A 14,524-nucleotide genomic window follows, 5' to 3' on the forward strand; every position below is an offset into this window, starting at 1 on the left:
TGGGTGTCGACGACGCGGCTTACTTGGCTTCGGTCTTGGTGCCGTCCTTGTGCCACTGGTAGACCACGAAGTTGAAGTTCTTCAGGTCGCCCTTCTCATCGAAGGCCAGGTCACCGGTCGGAGTCGAGAAGGTATTGCTGCGCAGCGCTTCGGCGACTTTCTCGGTGTCGTCGCTGCCGGCTTTCTTGATGCCATCGGCGATGACCTGCACGGCGGCGTAGGCCGGGAACACGAACGGACCGCTCGGGTCTTCGTTCTTCGCCTTGAAGGCGTCGACCAGCGGCTGGTTCTTCGGATCCTGGTCGAAGGACTTCGGCAGGGTCACGTAGAGACCTTCGGAGGCCCCGCCGGCGATGGCGGAGAGTTCCTTGTTGCCGACGCCTTCCGGACCCATGAAGCCGACCTTCAGGCCTTTCTCGGCAGCCTGACGCAGGATCAGGCCCAGTTCCGGGTGGTAGCCGCCGTAGTAGACGAAGTCCACGCCGGACTGCTTCAGCTTGGCGATCATCGCGGAGAAGTCCTTGTCGCCGGCGTTGATGCCTTCGAACAGCGGGACCTTGATGCCGGAGTCTTCCAGGGTCTTCTTCACAGCGGTGGCGATGCCTTCGCCGTACTGCTGCTTGTCATGGATGACGGCGACGGACTTCGGCTTGACGTGCTCGGCGATGAACTTGCCGGCGGTCGGGCCCTGCAGGCTGTCCAGGCCGATGGTGCGGAATATCAGCTTGTAGCCGCGGGAGGTGATGTCCGGGCTGGTGGAAGCCGCGGTGATCATCAGGATGCCTTCGTCCTCGTAGATGTCGGACGCCGGCTGGGTGGAGCTGGAGCAGAGGTGGCCAACGACGAATTTGACGCCATCGTTGACGATCTTGTTGGCAACGGCCACGGCCTGCTTCGGATCGCAGGCGTCGTCGTAGACCACGCCTTCAAGCTGCTTGCCGTCTACGCCGCCAGCCTTGTTGATCTGCTCGATGGCCATTTTCGCGCCAATGAATTGCATCTCCCCGTACTGGGCGACCGCGCCGGTCACCGGGCCGGCAAGTGCGATCTTGATGGTGTCTGCAGCCATCGAGTAGCTGGCAACGCCGGCGAGAGCCATGGCGGTGAGCAGCTGGGAAAGACGCTGAGTACCCTTCTTCATAATGCTCCACTCTTCTTGTGATTCGTTTTTGTAGTCCTTAGTGCACGGAGGCTGTAGGACTGAGTCAAGTTCTCAGAAAAGCCCACCGGCAACTGTACCGGTACAGTGTAGAGTGCCGCTTTGCCGCTTGAAAAGCGGGTGGCGGCGGGCTTGCCGAGGGCATGTCGCATGATTGCAATAAACGTATAGAAAAACGGCGCTGCCCTTTCCAGCACCATCGGATCGTTGTGGGCGACAACGTCGCCTGAGCCTTGCCCAAAGCACGAGCGGCGTTATGATTGCGCCGCTCTATAGCCTGGTGAGACCCATGACTGAACAAACTAGCACCCTATATGCCAAGTTGCTCGGCGAAACCGCGATGATTAGCTGGCAGGAACTGCAACCATTCTTTGCTCGCGGTGCACTGCTGCGCGTGGCGATGGAGCTGGATCTGGTGGAAGTGGCGGAGGCCGTGGCCGAGGACAACGGCGCGAAGGTCGCGCAATGGCTGGCCGGGGGTGGCCTGGCGAAAGTCGACGAGAAGCAGGCGGAAGATTATCTGGCCCGTGACCCGCAGCTCTGGGCGGTGGTGGTGGCGCCCTGGGTGCTGGTGCAGGAGCGCGCGGAAAAGCCGGCGCTGCACTGATCCGGCAGCCCCTCCGTTTTGCCAAACGCGGTCTAGACTGTGGAGATTCACCACTGGGAGATAGACCACATGTTTGAACCTGGACACATGCATTTGCAATCCATTCCCGGTCTGGGGCAGGGGGAAGCGGATGTGCATCTGCGCTATGAGGTGCGCCACGATCCTGAGAAGGGCACTGCCTTCATGCACTTCACCATGGAAGGCGAGATTGGCGGCAACCAGTTCAAGGAGGAATGGGACATGGCGCGCGATACCGCCTTCAACTTCGCCAGCGATGCCACCCACATCGCCCAGAAGCATGGCCTGAACCCGCGCTTCGGTCCGATCATGCGCAACCACAAGGACTACGACGCGATGTTCGAGGACATCCAGGCGAAGCTGAACATCAAGCCTGGCGAGCCGGTCGACCTGGACAAGGTGATTCGCGGCGAGTGAATCCTGCAATGAAAGAGCCCGGGCCAGCGCCCGGGCTCTTTCATTTCCGCCAACCTACGCAACACCCGCCGGATTGGGCACCGTTGGGCTTCGCAAGCTCAGCACCAACCTACGCCACGCCCACCCGTAGGTTGGCGCTGAACGTAGTGAAGCCCAACATCCACCGTCGGGCGGCTCAACTGGTCACCCACCGCTGTCTTGCCCAGGCACTCAGGCTATCCACCGCCAGCACCAGCACCAGCATCGCCAGGATCACCGTCGACGCCTGGGCCTGCTGGAACAGGCTGAGGCTGAAATACAGCATCTGCCCGAGCCCCCCGGCGCCGACGAAGCCGAGCACGCTGGCCATGCGGATATTGTTCTCCCAGCGATACAGCGTGTAGGCCACCAGTTGCGGCCAGACCCCTGGCAGGGTCCCGTAGGCGAAGGCCGCGACCCGGCCGCCGCCGGCCAGGCGCACCGCCTCGGCGGGCTCGGTGGGGGTGTTTTCCAGCGCTTCGGCGAACAGCCGGCCGAGCACGCCGCCAGTGTGCAGCGCCAGGGCCAGGGTGCCGGCATTCGGCCCGAGCCCGGCGGCCAGCACCATCAGCGCACCCCACACCAGCTCCGGCACCGCGCGCAGGGCATTCAGCAGGAAGCGCGCCGCACCCTGCGCAAGACGGCCGAAGCGGCCGGCAGCGGGCAGGGCGAAGAGGATGCCGATCAGCGCCGCCAGCAGCGTGCCCAGCGCCGACATCGCCAGGGTTTCCAGCGCGCCGTGGCCGATGGCCCGCAGGTGTGTGGCGGAAAGGTCCGGCGGGAAGAAGTCGCGGGCATACTGCAGCATCTGGGCGAGGCCGGTCGCGCTGAACAACCCGCCGGTATCCACCTCCAGATACGCGAAGGAAATCCCGACCGCGAGCAGGATCGCCAGCAGCCAGCCGAGGCTGTGCAGCACACCTTTCATTCCAGCCTCCCGCGCAGGAAGCGGCTGAGCATGTCGGCGACCAGCACCAGCAGGAGGAAGGTCAGCAGGATGCTGGAAACCTCGCCGCCGGCGAACATGCGCAGCGACAGGTCGATCTGCTGGCCGAGCCCGCCGGCGCCGACGAAGCCCATCACCACCGAGGCGCGAATCGCGCATTCCCAGCGGTAGACGGTGTAGGAGATCAGTTCCGCCGCCGCCGATGGCAGCACGCCGTAGGCGAACGCCTGCAGCCGCGAACTGCCGGAGAGCAGCAGCGCGCGGGTCGGGCGTGGATCGACCGATTCGAATATTTCCGCGTAGACCTTGCCGAGCATGCCGCTGTAGGTGATGGCGATGGCCATCACCCCCGCGGTCGGGCCGAGGCCGACGGCGCGCACGAAAAGCAGCGCCCAGACGATCTCCGGAATGCTGCGCAGGATGATCAGCACCCCACGCACCGGCCAGCGCAGGGCGCGCGCCCACCATGCCGGCAGGCCGCCGCGGGGCAGGGCGGAGATGGACAGGGCGCGGGTCGCCAGCAGGGCGGCGGGGAAGGCCAGCAGCCAGGCCAGCGCCATGCCGGCGGTGGCGATGGCCAGGGTTTCCAGGGTGGCGCGGCCGAGCAGGGCGAGGAACTCGCTGTCATGGGCCAGCGGCCAGAAGCCGGAGAGGAAATTGGCCATGGTCGTGGCGTTGTCGCCGCTGAACAGGCCGGGGATGTCCAGTTCGCTCAGGCGTATGCCGGGCCACAGCAGGACCAGCGCCAGCAGCGTGAGCAGCAGGCGCGGCAGCGCGGCGGGGTCGTGGGCGCGTTCGTTCAGCATCGCGGAATCTGCACGACGACGGGACCGGTCGGCGCGACGGAAGCATCGTCCATGCCCAACTGATCGTTGGCGTAGAGCGCGTCGAGGTCTGCGCGGCTGACCTTGTGCGTCGGCAGGTCGAACACCACCCGGCCGTCGCGCACGCCGACGATGCGCGGGAAGTGCGCCAGCGCGAGTTCCACCGCATGCAGGCTGGCCAGCAGGGTGACGCCCCGGCTTTCCGCTTCGCGGGTGAGCACGTCGAGCGTGTGTCCGGCGAGCACCGGGTCCATGGCCGACACCGGTTCGTCGGCGAGCAGGATTTCCGGCTGCTGGTACAGGGCGCGGGCGATGCCGACGCGCTGCAACTGGCCGCCGGAAAGCTGGTCGCAGCGTTCGAACAGCTTGTCGGCGAGGTCCAGGCGTTTCAGCGCGGTGCGGGCGCCGGCGATATCGACCGGATAGACCAGGCTGGCCAGGCTCTTCCACAGCGGCCACTGGCCGAGACGCCCGGCCAGCACGGCGGTCACCACCCGCTGCCGGGGCGGCAGGGGCGGTGCCTGGTGGATCAGGCCGATGCGCGCGCGCAGGCGCTGGCGGGCGCCGCTGCCAAGCGACCACGGCTGGCTGCCGAGCAGCTCATAGGTGCCGGCGGTGGGCATCAGGTTGGTGGCGAGGATGCGCAGCAGGGTGGTCTTGCCGGCACCGGACGGGCCGATGATGGCGACGTGCTCGCCGGTTTCGACGCGCAGGTCGATCCCGGCGAGCGAGCGCTGGCCGTTGGCGTGGACATGCTCCACGCCGGTCAGACGCAGGGTCACTTCAACAGGCCGGCGGCACGCGCGGACTCTTCGATGCCCTTGTAGTTCTCCGGCGTGGTCTCGATGAAGCGGCTGGCCGCCTGCAGGTCGAGGATTTCCTTGTCACGCGGGTTGGCCGGATCGAGGGCGAGGAAGGCCTGTTTGATCTTCTCCGCCACGGCCGGATCGAGGTTGCCGCGCACGGTCCAGTTGTAGTCGTAGTAGGTCGGCGTGGTGGCGAACACCTTGACCTTGTCCAGGTCGACCTTGCCGCTGTCCACCAGCTTCTGCCAGACCGAGGCGTTCAGCACCCCGGCATCGACCTTGCCGGCCTGCACCCAGGCCACCGTGGCGTCGTGGGCGCCGGAATAGGCCACGCGGGAGAAGTACTGCTCGGGCACGATGCCGTCCTTCTGCATGAAGTAGCGCGGCATCAGGCTGCCGGAGGTGGAGGACACGGAACCGAAGGCGAAGGTCTTGCCCTTGAGGTCCTGCAGCGATTTCACGTTCGGGTCGGCGGTGATGAATTTGCTGGTGAACTGCTGGTCCTGCTCGCGCTGCACCAGGGGAATGGCGTTGCCGGTCTTCAGGCGCGCCTGGACGAAGGTGAAGCCGCCCAGCCAGGCCATGTCCAGGCGGTCAGCCGCCAGGGCTTCGACCACCCCGGCATAGTCCGCCACCGGAACGAATTTCACCGGGATGCCGAGTTTCTCCTGGAGATACGCGCCCAGGGGCTTGAACTTGCGCAGCAGTTCGGTCGGGGCTTCATCGGGGATGGCCGAGACCTTGAGTTCCTTCAGTTCTTCGGCGTGGGTGAGTACTGCGGACAAAGACAGTGCAAAGCCGGCGGCGAGCGCCAGGGTACGTTTCAGCATGAGAGTTCTCCGGGTCAAAAGCGGAAAAAACCAATCCGAGTATAGGCAGCTCGCCAGCATTGGCTGGCAGATGGCTTCCGAGGCGGAGCGGGTCGGCGTCCGCCGCTGGGACGGCTAAGATGGCGTTTTTCAGCCGGTCATTTTCTCGGAGTGTGCTTCATGTCGTCTACCTTGCCTTCGATTTCGTTTGCCGGCCTCGGCCTGATGGGCGTACCGATGAGCCGGCGTCTGCTGGCGGCCGGCTATCCCCTGCGGGTCTGGAACCGTTCTGCGGCGAAGTGCGAATTGCTTGCCGCGAAGGGCGCACAAGCCGTCGAACGTCCCGCTGAACTCTGCGACGGGGTAGAGGTAGTGATGCTTTGCCTGGCCGATACCGCCGCGGTACGCGAAGTGGTGTTCGGTCCCGGTGGGATCGTCGAGGGCGCGCGTGCCGGCCAGTTGCTGGTGGACTTCTCCAGCCTGGAGCCGTCGGCTACCCGCGAGATGGCGGCGGAGCTGGAAGCGCGCACGGGGATGCGCTGGATCGATGCGCCGGTATCCGGCGGCACGCCGGGCGCGGAAGCGGGCAGCCTGGCGATCATGGCCGGCGGCCGGGCAGAGGACATCGAGCGGGTGCGGCCGATCCTCGCCCATCTCGGCCAGCGCCTGACGCGCATGGGCGATGTCGGCGCCGGCCAGGTGACCAAGGTGTGCAACCAGATGATCGTCGCCTGCAACGCCCTGGTGATCGCCGAGGTGGTGGCCCTGGCGGAGAAGGCCGGGGTCGATGCCAGCCTGATCGCGCCGGCGCTGGCCGGCGGTTTCGCCGATTCCAAACCGTTGCAGATCCTCGCTCCGCAGATGGCCGAAAGCCGTTTCGAGCCGGTGAAGTGGCATGTGCGCACGCTGCTGAAGGATCTGGATACCGCCGTGAAGCTGTCACGCGAGGAGGGTTCCTCGACGCCCATGAGCGGCCTCGCCGCGCAACTGATGCGCCTGCATGGCAGCCAGGGCAATCTCGAATGCGACCCGGCCACCCTGGTCGAACAGTATCGTGAGGTGAAGCCATGAAGATCTGCGCCAACCTGTCCCTGCTGTTCACCGATCTGCCGCTGCTGGAGCGCATCCGGGCCGCGGCGGACGCCGGTTTCGAAGGTGTCGAGATCCAGTTCCCCTACGAGGTGGCGGCGCAGGATTTTCGTGCGGCGTTGCAGTCCGCCGGCATGCCGCTGGTGCTGATCAACCTGCCGGCGGGCGACTTCATGACGGGTGGCGCCGGACTTGCCGCAGTGCCGTCGCGTGCCGCGGAGTTCGACTCCGCGCTGCGCCAGGCGCTGGACTACGCGCAGGTGGTGCAGCCACAGCGGGTGAATGTGCTGGCCGGCCGACTGGCCGAGGGCGTCAGCCGCGAGCAGGCGCTGGACACGCTGGTCGAGCGGCTGCAGAAAACGACCAGCGCATTCGCCGGGCTGGGCATCGGTGTGCTGCTGGAGGCGATCAACCTGCACGACATGCCGGGCTTCCTGCTGAATACACCGGGGCATCTGCTGCAGATACTGGAACGCGTCGGGCAGCGGAACCTGGAGGCGCAACTCGACCTCTATCACATGGCGCGCATGGGCCTCGATCCGGCGGAGTGCGTGCGGCAACTGGCGGGGCGGATCGGCCACGTGCAGTTCGCCGACGTTCCCGGGCGCGGCGAGCCGGGTTCCGGCGAACTGGATTTCCAGCCGGCGCTGCGGGCGTTGGCGGATACCGGCTACGACGGCTGGCTGGGGGCGGAATACCGGCCCACCGGGCGCACCGAAAACAGCCTTGGCTGGCTGGCCGGGTGGAAGCAGTGAGGCGGCTGCTGCGTGTGCGCGTGGATTTCACGCTTTCTTGACCGCCGGGTCGCTAGAGTCGCGCCGCCTGCCATGGCGGCAGGCTTCGTTCGTGTAGTACCGAGGAGTGCCATCGATGGTTGAGGGCAGGAAACGCCGCTTACCGCAAATCAGCTCGACACGCCTGGTGCTGGGGTTCTCCCTGGCGCTGGTGCTGTTCTACAACCTGGCCACCTGGAAGGCGCTCGACGGGCTGGTGCCCTTGCAGGGGCTGTACGGCACGGCGTTCTTCGCCTCCTTCGGCCTGTTCCTCTGGGCCGCGTTCAGCCTGCTGCTGACCCTGGTTTCCTTCCGTCTCACGCTGAAGCCGGCGCTCAGCGTGGTCGCCCTGTGCTCGGCGGCGGCAGCCTACTTCATGAACACCTACGGCATCGCCATCGATACGGTGATGGTGCAGAACGTCTTCGAGACCAATCCCGGCGAGGCGACCGCGCTGTTCAGCGGCAGGCTGCTGGTCTACCTGCTGCTGCTCGGCGTGCTGCCGGCGGCGCTGGTCTGGTTCCTGCCGGTGGTCTACCGGCCGTTCTTCCGCGGCCTGCTGGAAAAGGTGCTGGTGATCCTCGGCTGCCTGCTGGTGGTGGCGGTGTCGGCGGGCTGCTTCTATTCGACCTATGCGCCGATCTTCCGCGAGGAAGACAAGCTGACCCACTTCATCAACCCGACCAACTACATCTATGCCATCGGCAAGTTCGCCAAGCAGAGCATGGGCATCCGGGAAAACCTGGTGGTGCAGCCTATCGGTCAGGATGCGGTGATGAACCTCAAGGCTCAGCAGCGCAACCGCAAGTCGCTGATGATCCTGGTGGTGGGGGAGACGGCGCGGGCCGATCACTTCTCCCTCAACGGCTATCCGCGCGAGACCAATCCGCAGCTGAAGCAGCTCGATATCCTCAACTTCGCCCGCGTGCACTCATGCGGCACGTCCACGGCGGTGTCGGTGCCGTGCATGTTCTCCATGTTCCCGCGCGAGGACTACAGCGACCGCAAGGGCAAGACCTACGAGGGCCTGCTCGATGTGCTGCAGCGCGCCGGTGTGCAGGTGCTCTGGCTGGACAACAACAGCGACTGCAAGGGCACCTGCCTGCGCGTGCCCAATCGCGATATCCCGAAGACCCAGCCCGGTCCCTTCTGCGACGGCCGGCGCTGCCTGGACGAGGCGCTGCTGCAGGATCTGCAGGCCTACATCGATGGTCTGGACGGCCATGCCCTGATCGTCCTGCATGCCGACGGCAGCCACGGGCCGGAATACTACGAGCGCTATCCCAAGGCAATGGAGCGCTTCACGCCGGTATGCCGCACCAACCAGCTGGGCAGCTGCAGTCGCGAGGAACTGGTGAACGTCTACGACAACACCATCCTCTACACCGACCATTTCCTCGCCCGGGTGATCGAGCTGCTGCAACGCAACCAGGATCGGCTCGATACCTCGATGCTGTACGTGTCCGACCACGGCGAGTCGCTCGGCGAAAACGGCCTGTTCCTGCACGCCGCGCCTTACTCCATCGCTCCGGAGGCGCAGACCCATGTGCCGATGGTGATGTGGTTCGGCACGCGCACCCTGGCGGACCAGGGGATCGACCGCGGCTGCCTGCAAGGCCAGGCGGAAGCGGCCGAGCTCAGCCACGACAACCTGTTCCACTCGCTGCTCGGGCTGTTCCAGGTGCGCACCGGCGTGTATCAGCCGGGGCTGGATATCTTCCACTCCTGCCGCCCGCAGATGTCTGCAGGACAGTAGGTTGGCGCTGAGCGCAGCGAAGCCCAACGGTGCCAATGCCGGACCGATGTTGGGCTTCGCTGCGCTCAGCGCCAACCTACAAAAAAGGCCATGCGGGGGAGCCCGCATGGCCTTTTGGCTTGCCGAGAGAGTTGCTACTGGTCGCCGCGCACCAGCAGGACCGGACGGTTGCTCACGCGGATCAGGCCTTCCGCCACGCTGCCCAGCATCAGCCGGCGCACACCGCGGCGGCCGTGGGTGCCCATGACGATCACATCGCACTTGGACTCATCGGCCTCGATCTCGATGCGCTCGGCGATCTCTTCGCTGGCGCGTTCCTGGCAGACGCGCTCGAACTTGACCTGGATATTGTGCCCGGCGACCTTTTCCCGTGCCTTGGCCAGCGTATCGTCGGCCGCCTTCAGCGCCGCTTCGCGCAGCGGCTCGGGGTTGTAGTAGACGGCATAGTCGGGCAGATGCCGCAGCGGGCTGTCGACGATGGTGATGACGCGTAACTCACCGCCGCTCAGCTCGGCGAGCTTCACGGCCTCTGCCAATGCGCGGTCGGATACCGGGCTGCCATCCACTGCTACCAGAATGCGCTCATACATGATCTTGTCCCCTCGGTATGTAATTTGTGTAGGAAAACTCTAGCTCGCTCTGTGCGAAAGACATTGCGCAAAATCAACGGCGGGGGATTGCGGGTGTGGAAATGCAAGAAGCCGCGGCGGTTGCCCGTCGCGGCTTCTTGCATGTCGGCAGTGCGGATCGGACTCAGCCGGCGACCAGCACGCGAATCGCTTCCAGGCGCAGCGAAGCCTTGTCCAGCAGGGCCAGGCTGTCGTCGCGCTGCTTGCGCAGGGCCTCCAGCTCGCTGTCGCGCACGCTCGGGTTGACCTCCTTGAGCGCGGTCAGGCGGGCCAGTTCCTCGTCGAGGGTGGCGAGCAACTGGTGGCGGGCCTTTTCCACGCGCTCGGCATGGCGTGGCGCAACCTTGCTTTCGGCGATGGCGAACTGCTTGGCCAGCACGTCGCGCTGGGCCTGCACGAACTTGTTGGCGCTGGCGCGCGGCACGCTTTCCAACTGGTCGTTGAGGGTTTCGAAGGAAACCTTCGCGCCCAGGTCATTGCCGTTGGCATCGAGCAGGCAGCGCAGCGCCACCGGCGGCAGGAAGCGGCCCAGCTGCAGCGAACGCGGGGCCACCGCCTCGCTGACGAAGAGCATTTCCAGCAGCACGGTGCCGGGCTTGAGCGCGCGGTTCTTGATCAGCGCCACCGAGGTGTTGCCCAGCGAGCCGGACAGCACCAGGTCCATGCCGCCCTGCACCATGGGGTGCTCCCAGGTGAGGAACTGCATGTCCTCGCGGGCCAGGGCCTGGTTGCGGTCGTAGGTGATGGTCACGCCTTCGTCGCTGCCCAGCGGGAAGCTGGCGTCGAGCATCTTCTCGCTCGGCTTGAGGATCAGCGCGTTCTCCGAGTGATCCTCGCTGTCGATGCCGTAGGTGTTGAACAGCTTCTCCATGTACAGCGGCAGGGCGAACTGGTCGTCCTGCTCCTCGATCGCCTCGACCAGCGCCTCGCCCTCGCCGGCGCCGCCGGAATTCAGCTCCAGCAGGCGGTCGCGGCCGCTGTGCATCTCGGCTTCGAGCGCCTCGCGGGCCGCGCGACCTTCGTCGAGCAGCGCCTGCCATTCCTTGTCGTCGCCACCTTCCAGCATATCCAGCAGGCGCGAGCCGAACCGGTGCTGCATGGCGTTGCCGGTCGGGCAGGTGTTGAGGAAGGAGTTGAGCGCATGGTGATACCACTGGAACAGACGTTCCTGCGGACTGGTTTCCAGGTGCGGCACGTGGATCTGGATGGTGTGGCGCTGGCCGATCCGGTCGAGACGGCCAATGCGCTGTTCGAGCTGGTCCGGGTGAGCAGGCAGGTCGAACAGCACCAGATGGTGGGCGAACTGGAAGTTGCGACCTTCGCTGCCGATTTCCGAGCAGATCAGCACCTGGGCGCCGAATTCCTCGTCGGCGAAATACGCGGCGGCGCGGTCGCGTTCGAGAATGCTCATGCCCTCGTGGAACACCGTGGCCGGGATGCCGGAGCGCAGGCGCAGGGCGTCTTCCAGGTCCAGCGCGGTTTCCGCGTGGGCGCAGATCACCAGCACCTTGTACTGCTTGAGCATCTTCAGGGTGTCGATCAGCCATTCCACGCGCGGGTCGAAGCGCCACCAGCGGGTGTTCTCGTCAGCGTCATCGAGCTGGGCCTGGAAGCTGACTTCCGGGTACAGGTCGGGGTGCTCGCCGATCGGCAGCTCCATGTATTCCACCGGGTTCGGCAGCGGATAGCTGTGCAGCTGGCGCTCCGGGAAACCCTGCACGGCAGCGCGGGTGTTGCGGAACAGCACGCGGCCGGTGCCGTGGCGGTCGAGCAGTTCGCGGATCAGGCGCGCCCGCGCCTCTTCGTCGCCACCCTCGACGGCGCTCAGCAGATCGTCGCCCTCGGCGCCGAGGAAGCCGTGGATCGCCGAGCGTGCGGCAGCCGACAGCCGGCCGTGGTCGATCAGCTCCTGCACCGCCTCGGCGACCGGACGATACTGGCTGCTCTCGTTGCGGAAGGCTTCCAGATCGTGGAAACGATCCGGGTCCAGCAGGCGCAGGCGGGCGAAGTGGCTGTCCAGACCGAGCTGCTCCGGCGTCGCGGTGAGCAGCAGGACGCCCGGGATCACCTGGGACAGTTGCTCGACCAGTTGGTACTCGCGGCTGGCCTGTTCCGGATGCCAGACCAGATGGTGCGCCTCGTCCACCACCAGCAGGTCCCAGCCGGCGGCGAACGCCGCATCCTGGGCACGCTCGTCTTCCCTCAGCCATTCCAGTGCGACCAGGGCCAGTTGGCTGTCTTCGAAGGGGTTGCTGGCGTCGCTTTCGACGAAGCGCTCGCGGTCGAACAGGGCGACCTCGAGATTGAAGCGGCGGCGCATTTCCACCAGCCACTGGTGCTGGAGGTTTTCCGGAACCAGGATCAGCACCCGGCTGGCGCGTCCGGAGAGCAACTGGCGATGGATCACCAGACCGGCCTCGATGGTCTTGCCCAGGCCTACTTCGTCGGCGAGCAGGACGCGCGGCGCGATGCGGTCGGCCACTTCGCGGGCGATATGCAACTGGTGGGCGATCGGCTGGGCGCGGGCGCCGGCCAGGCCCCAGAGCGACGACTGGAGCAGGCGGGTACGGTGTTCCAGGGTGTTGTAGCGCAGGCGGAACCACGACATCGGGTCGATCTGGCCGGCGAACAGACGGTCGCTCGCCAGACGGAACTGGATGAAGTTGGACAGTTGGGTTTCCGGCAGCACACGCGGTTCGTTCTGCGCAGTGATGCCGCTGTAGACCAGCAGGCCGTCGACTTCCTCGACTTCCCGCACGGTCATCTTCCAGCCTTCGAAGTGCGTCACCTCGTCGCCCGGAGCGAAGCGTACGCGGGTCAGCGGCGCGTTGCGCTCGGCGTACTGGCGAGTATCTCCGGTCGCCGGATAGAGCACCGTGAGCAGCCGGCCATCGAGCGCCAGGATGGTACCCAGCCCCAGTTCCGCTTCACTGTCGCTGATCCAGCGTTGACCCGGTTGATACTGCGCCATGGACACCTCCCAAAAAAAGCGGGCTATGGTAACGGAACACGCGGGATTCAGCGATGGCCGTCCGGTGGGAGAAGCATCCGAATATCGACATGGACCTGTCGACGGCCAACATGACGGAGAGTTGCGCCCGCACTTTCCGGACGAGCCGGGAAACTCGTCGAAAATGTAGAGAAGTGTAGCGAGCCGGATTCAAGTCGCGGACCTGGCTGCCGACAGCCTGACCAGAGGACGAACAGGACTACTCATGTTGCCGCCCATCCCCCATGGCCTGCCAGCGCAGCAGGAGTCGCCCAAGCCGCGCCCGGAGGTCGCTCCGGTCACCGCGGCGCAGCCTGACGCCGGCGTGGGGCTGAAACGTCGTCCCCAGGAGCGGACGGCGGAGGAGGGCTATCAGGGACGCCGGCATCCCCCGGCGCCGCCTGGAGCAGCGGAGGAAGAGTCCGCCGATGGCCAATCGGATGTTCCCGAGCTGGAAGCGGCGCCACGCAAGGGCGTATGGGTGGATATCGAGATCTGATGCCCGTGGCCGGACGACGCTGCATACTGGCCAGGACTGCCCCATGAGCGTGCTGCCATGTTGTTCGACGATGCCCCCATCGTTCTGCCCGATGCCGAACTCCGCCTGATCCCGTGCTGGTGCCCGCCTGCCACGGCGGCGGAGTGGTTCGAGCGGCTGGTGGCGGAAACGCCCTGGGAGCAACCCAGCGTCCACCTGCATGGGCGCGACTATCCCGTACCGCGGCTGGTTGCCTGGTACGGCGACCCGCAGGCCACCTATCGCTATTCCGGGCTGGTGCACGAGCCATTGCCGTGGACCCGGCTGTTGAGCGAAATTCGGCAGCGGGTGGTGGAAACGGTCGGCCGGCCGCTCAACGGCGTGCTGCTCAACTATTACCGGGACGGCCAGGACTCCATGGGCTGGCACAGCGACGACGAGCCCGAACTGGGGCGCAACCCGCTGGTGGCTTCGCTCAACCTGGGTGGTACCCGGCGCTTCGACCTGCGCCGCAAGGGGCACTCGGCAATCGACTACTCGGTGGAACTGGAAGCGGGCTCCCTGCTAGTCATGTCGGGCACAACGCAGCATTATTGGCAACATCAGGTAGCGAAGACCCGCCGCGAGGTCGCGCCCCGTTTGAATCTGACTTTCCGTCTGGTGCATTCCCCCTCATGAGCAACGACGACAATCTGATCGACCTGAACGCCGAACGCGACAAGCGTGTCCACGACGTGCATGAAAAGCGCCTGCAGGAAGTGCGCAAGGCCTTCGAAAAGGTTCTGCCGCTGGGCAAGCCGGGCAAGAAAGGCAAAGGCAAGCCCAAGAAGCGCTGATTCCGGCTGGTTCCATTCTCTCCAACGCTGCGGAAAGCCTGATTCCGCGGCGTCTCGCCGCATCTCACCATTCGCATTCTTGACCTGCGTCAGTGCTCTGCCGGGCTCTGACCCGGGCACTGGCGTAAGTTGATGCAGATCAATAGTGCTCGGCCAGCCGCCGGTAATCTGAGCCCATCTCCCAAGCAGCAGATAACAGAGAGGGCCAACACCATGTTCATCGACGAAGTGGTACTCGCAGGTGTTATCACAGTTGGCCTGATGATCGTTTTCTGCGGAGGGGTCGGATATTTCATCTGGAAGGATTCCCACCGCCATTGATCGGTGATTCTTCCGGATACACAGGGCACGCAAGGCACTTAGGGCGACT

The 14,524-nt window shown here is 65.5% G+C and carries 16 protein-coding genes; 9 read left to right on the top strand and 7 right to left on the bottom strand.

Annotated elements, in window-relative coordinates:
- Positions 1-19: 19 nt before the first annotated feature.
- Complete coding sequence (locus JFY56_RS14245; RefSeq protein WP_208314491.1) at positions 20-1,141, bottom strand: branched-chain amino acid ABC transporter substrate-binding protein; 1,122 nt, start codon at positions 1,139-1,141, stop codon at positions 20-22.
- Positions 1,142-1,448: 307 nt separating this feature from the next.
- Here JFY56_RS14245 and JFY56_RS14250 point away from each other — a divergent pair, with 307 nt between their 5' ends.
- Positions 1,449-1,766: a DUF2288 domain-containing protein gene (locus tag JFY56_RS14250; protein WP_208314493.1), complete on the top strand. Its 318-nt coding sequence runs from the start codon at positions 1,449-1,451 to the stop codon at positions 1,764-1,766.
- A 69-nt stretch (positions 1,767-1,835) separates the two neighbouring features.
- Positions 1,836-2,201 carry a DUF5064 family protein gene (locus tag JFY56_RS14255; protein ID WP_208314495.1) on the top strand — a complete coding sequence of 122 codons (366 nt, stop codon included), beginning with the start codon at positions 1,836-1,838 and terminating at the stop codon, positions 2,199-2,201.
- A gap of 175 nt (positions 2,202-2,376) precedes the next feature.
- Here the strand turns inward: JFY56_RS14255 and phnE are convergent, their stop codons facing one another.
- From phnE to JFY56_RS14275, 4 genes are read right to left on the bottom strand one after another with little or no spacing between them, the layout of a single operon-like run.
- A complete protein-coding gene (phnE, locus tag JFY56_RS14260; protein ID WP_208314496.1) occupies positions 2,377-3,147 on the bottom strand; it encodes a phosphonate ABC transporter, permease protein PhnE in 771 nt (256 codons plus the stop codon).
- Positions 3,144-3,971 (bottom strand): PhnE/PtxC family ABC transporter permease, encoded by an 828-nt coding sequence (locus JFY56_RS14265; protein ID WP_208314498.1) that lies wholly within the window; start codon positions 3,969-3,971, stop codon positions 3,144-3,146. The genes phnE and JFY56_RS14265 overlap by 4 nt, the downstream gene beginning before the upstream one ends.
- Positions 3,965-4,771: a phosphonate ABC transporter ATP-binding protein gene (locus tag JFY56_RS14270; RefSeq protein ID WP_208314500.1), complete on the bottom strand. Its 807-nt coding sequence runs from the start codon at positions 4,769-4,771 to the stop codon at positions 3,965-3,967. The genes JFY56_RS14265 and JFY56_RS14270 overlap by 7 nt, the downstream gene beginning before the upstream one ends.
- On the bottom strand, positions 4,768-5,625 hold the full coding sequence (locus JFY56_RS14275) for a putative selenate ABC transporter substrate-binding protein (protein ID WP_208314501.1): 858 nt from the start codon (positions 5,623-5,625) through the stop codon (positions 4,768-4,770). Before JFY56_RS14275 ends, JFY56_RS14270 begins: the two co-directional genes overlap by 4 nt.
- Before the next feature lie 159 nt (positions 5,626-5,784).
- Between JFY56_RS14275 and JFY56_RS14280 the strand changes: the two genes are divergently transcribed.
- The 3 genes from JFY56_RS14280 to JFY56_RS14290 all read left to right on the top strand — a co-directional run bounded on the left by JFY56_RS14280 (position 5,785) and on the right by JFY56_RS14290 (position 9,222).
- Positions 5,785-6,675, top strand: a complete 891-nt coding sequence (locus JFY56_RS14280) for an NAD(P)-dependent oxidoreductase (protein ID WP_208314503.1) — start codon at positions 5,785-5,787, stop codon at positions 6,673-6,675.
- A complete protein-coding gene (locus JFY56_RS14285) occupies positions 6,672-7,448 on the top strand; it encodes a hydroxypyruvate isomerase family protein (RefSeq protein WP_208314505.1) in 777 nt (258 codons plus the stop codon). The genes JFY56_RS14280 and JFY56_RS14285 overlap by 4 nt, the downstream gene beginning before the upstream one ends.
- Before the next feature lie 115 nt (positions 7,449-7,563).
- Positions 7,564-9,222 (top strand): phosphoethanolamine transferase, encoded by a 1,659-nt coding sequence (locus JFY56_RS14290; protein ID WP_208314506.1) that lies wholly within the window; start codon positions 7,564-7,566, stop codon positions 9,220-9,222.
- A gap of 134 nt (positions 9,223-9,356) precedes the next feature.
- Here JFY56_RS14290 and JFY56_RS14295 read toward each other — a convergent pair whose 3' ends face one another.
- Positions 9,357-9,812 (bottom strand): universal stress protein, encoded by a 456-nt coding sequence (locus JFY56_RS14295; protein ID WP_208314507.1) that lies wholly within the window; start codon positions 9,810-9,812, stop codon positions 9,357-9,359.
- A gap of 163 nt (positions 9,813-9,975) precedes the next feature.
- A complete protein-coding gene (rapA, locus tag JFY56_RS14300; RefSeq protein ID WP_408004409.1) occupies positions 9,976-12,828 on the bottom strand; it encodes an RNA polymerase-associated protein RapA in 2,853 nt (950 codons plus the stop codon).
- A 238-nt stretch (positions 12,829-13,066) separates the two neighbouring features.
- Between rapA and JFY56_RS14305 the strand changes: the two genes are divergently transcribed.
- The 4 genes from JFY56_RS14305 to ccoM all read left to right on the top strand — a co-directional run bounded on the left by JFY56_RS14305 (position 13,067) and on the right by ccoM (position 14,475).
- On the top strand, positions 13,067-13,339 hold the full coding sequence (locus JFY56_RS14305; RefSeq protein ID WP_208314509.1) for an aspartate-semialdehyde dehydrogenase: 273 nt from the start codon (positions 13,067-13,069) through the stop codon (positions 13,337-13,339).
- A gap of 57 nt (positions 13,340-13,396) precedes the next feature.
- A complete protein-coding gene (locus tag JFY56_RS14310) occupies positions 13,397-13,996 on the top strand; it encodes an alpha-ketoglutarate-dependent dioxygenase AlkB family protein (protein WP_208314510.1) in 600 nt (199 codons plus the stop codon).
- Complete coding sequence (locus JFY56_RS14315) at positions 13,993-14,154, top strand: hypothetical protein (protein ID WP_208314512.1); 162 nt, start codon at positions 13,993-13,995, stop codon at positions 14,152-14,154. The genes JFY56_RS14310 and JFY56_RS14315 overlap by 4 nt, the downstream gene beginning before the upstream one ends.
- Positions 14,155-14,367: 213 nt before the next feature.
- The gene (gene ccoM / locus JFY56_RS24625) at positions 14,368-14,475 is read left to right on the top strand and encodes a cytochrome c oxidase subunit CcoM (protein WP_281246559.1); all 108 of its coding nucleotides are present in this window, start codon (positions 14,368-14,370) and stop codon (positions 14,473-14,475) included.
- Positions 14,476-14,524: the final 49 nt, after the last annotated feature.

It is taken from the genome of Pseudomonas schmalbachii, assembly GCF_017589465.1.
GTDB classification, from domain to species: domain Bacteria; phylum Pseudomonadota; class Gammaproteobacteria; order Pseudomonadales; family Pseudomonadaceae; genus Pseudomonas; species Pseudomonas schmalbachii.

Bases quoted from the DNA above. Each gene is read 5' to 3' on its own strand.
- JFY56_RS14245 (WP_208314491.1), bottom strand. From the start codon at position 1,141: ATGAAGAAGGGTACTCAGCGTCTTTCCCAGCTGCTCACCGCCATGGCT.
- JFY56_RS14255 (WP_208314495.1), top strand. From the start codon at position 1,836: ATGTTTGAACCTGGACACATGCATTTGCAATCCATTCCCGGTCTGGGG.
- JFY56_RS14310 (WP_208314510.1), top strand. From the start codon at position 13,397: ATGTTGTTCGACGATGCCCCCATCGTTCTGCCCGATGCCGAACTCCGC.
- JFY56_RS14250 (WP_208314493.1), top strand. From the start codon at position 1,449: ATGACTGAACAAACTAGCACCCTATATGCCAAGTTGCTCGGCGAAACC.
- JFY56_RS14295 (WP_208314507.1), bottom strand. From the start codon at position 9,812: ATGTATGAGCGCATTCTGGTAGCAGTGGATGGCAGCCCGGTATCCGAC.
- JFY56_RS14305 (WP_208314509.1), top strand. From the start codon at position 13,067: ATGTTGCCGCCCATCCCCCATGGCCTGCCAGCGCAGCAGGAGTCGCCC.
- JFY56_RS14265 (WP_208314498.1), bottom strand. From the start codon at position 3,971: ATGCTGAACGAACGCGCCCACGACCCCGCCGCGCTGCCGCGCCTGCTG.
- phnE (WP_208314496.1), bottom strand. From the start codon at position 3,147: ATGAAAGGTGTGCTGCACAGCCTCGGCTGGCTGCTGGCGATCCTGCTC.
- ccoM (WP_281246559.1), top strand. From the start codon at position 14,368: ATGTTCATCGACGAAGTGGTACTCGCAGGTGTTATCACAGTTGGCCTG.
- JFY56_RS14285 (WP_208314505.1), top strand. From the start codon at position 6,672: ATGAAGATCTGCGCCAACCTGTCCCTGCTGTTCACCGATCTGCCGCTG.
- JFY56_RS14290 (WP_208314506.1), top strand. From the start codon at position 7,564: ATGGTTGAGGGCAGGAAACGCCGCTTACCGCAAATCAGCTCGACACGC.
- JFY56_RS14280 (WP_208314503.1), top strand. From the start codon at position 5,785: ATGTCGTCTACCTTGCCTTCGATTTCGTTTGCCGGCCTCGGCCTGATG.
- JFY56_RS14315 (WP_208314512.1), top strand. From the start codon at position 13,993: ATGAGCAACGACGACAATCTGATCGACCTGAACGCCGAACGCGACAAG.
- JFY56_RS14275 (WP_208314501.1), bottom strand. From the start codon at position 5,625: ATGCTGAAACGTACCCTGGCGCTCGCCGCCGGCTTTGCACTGTCTTTG.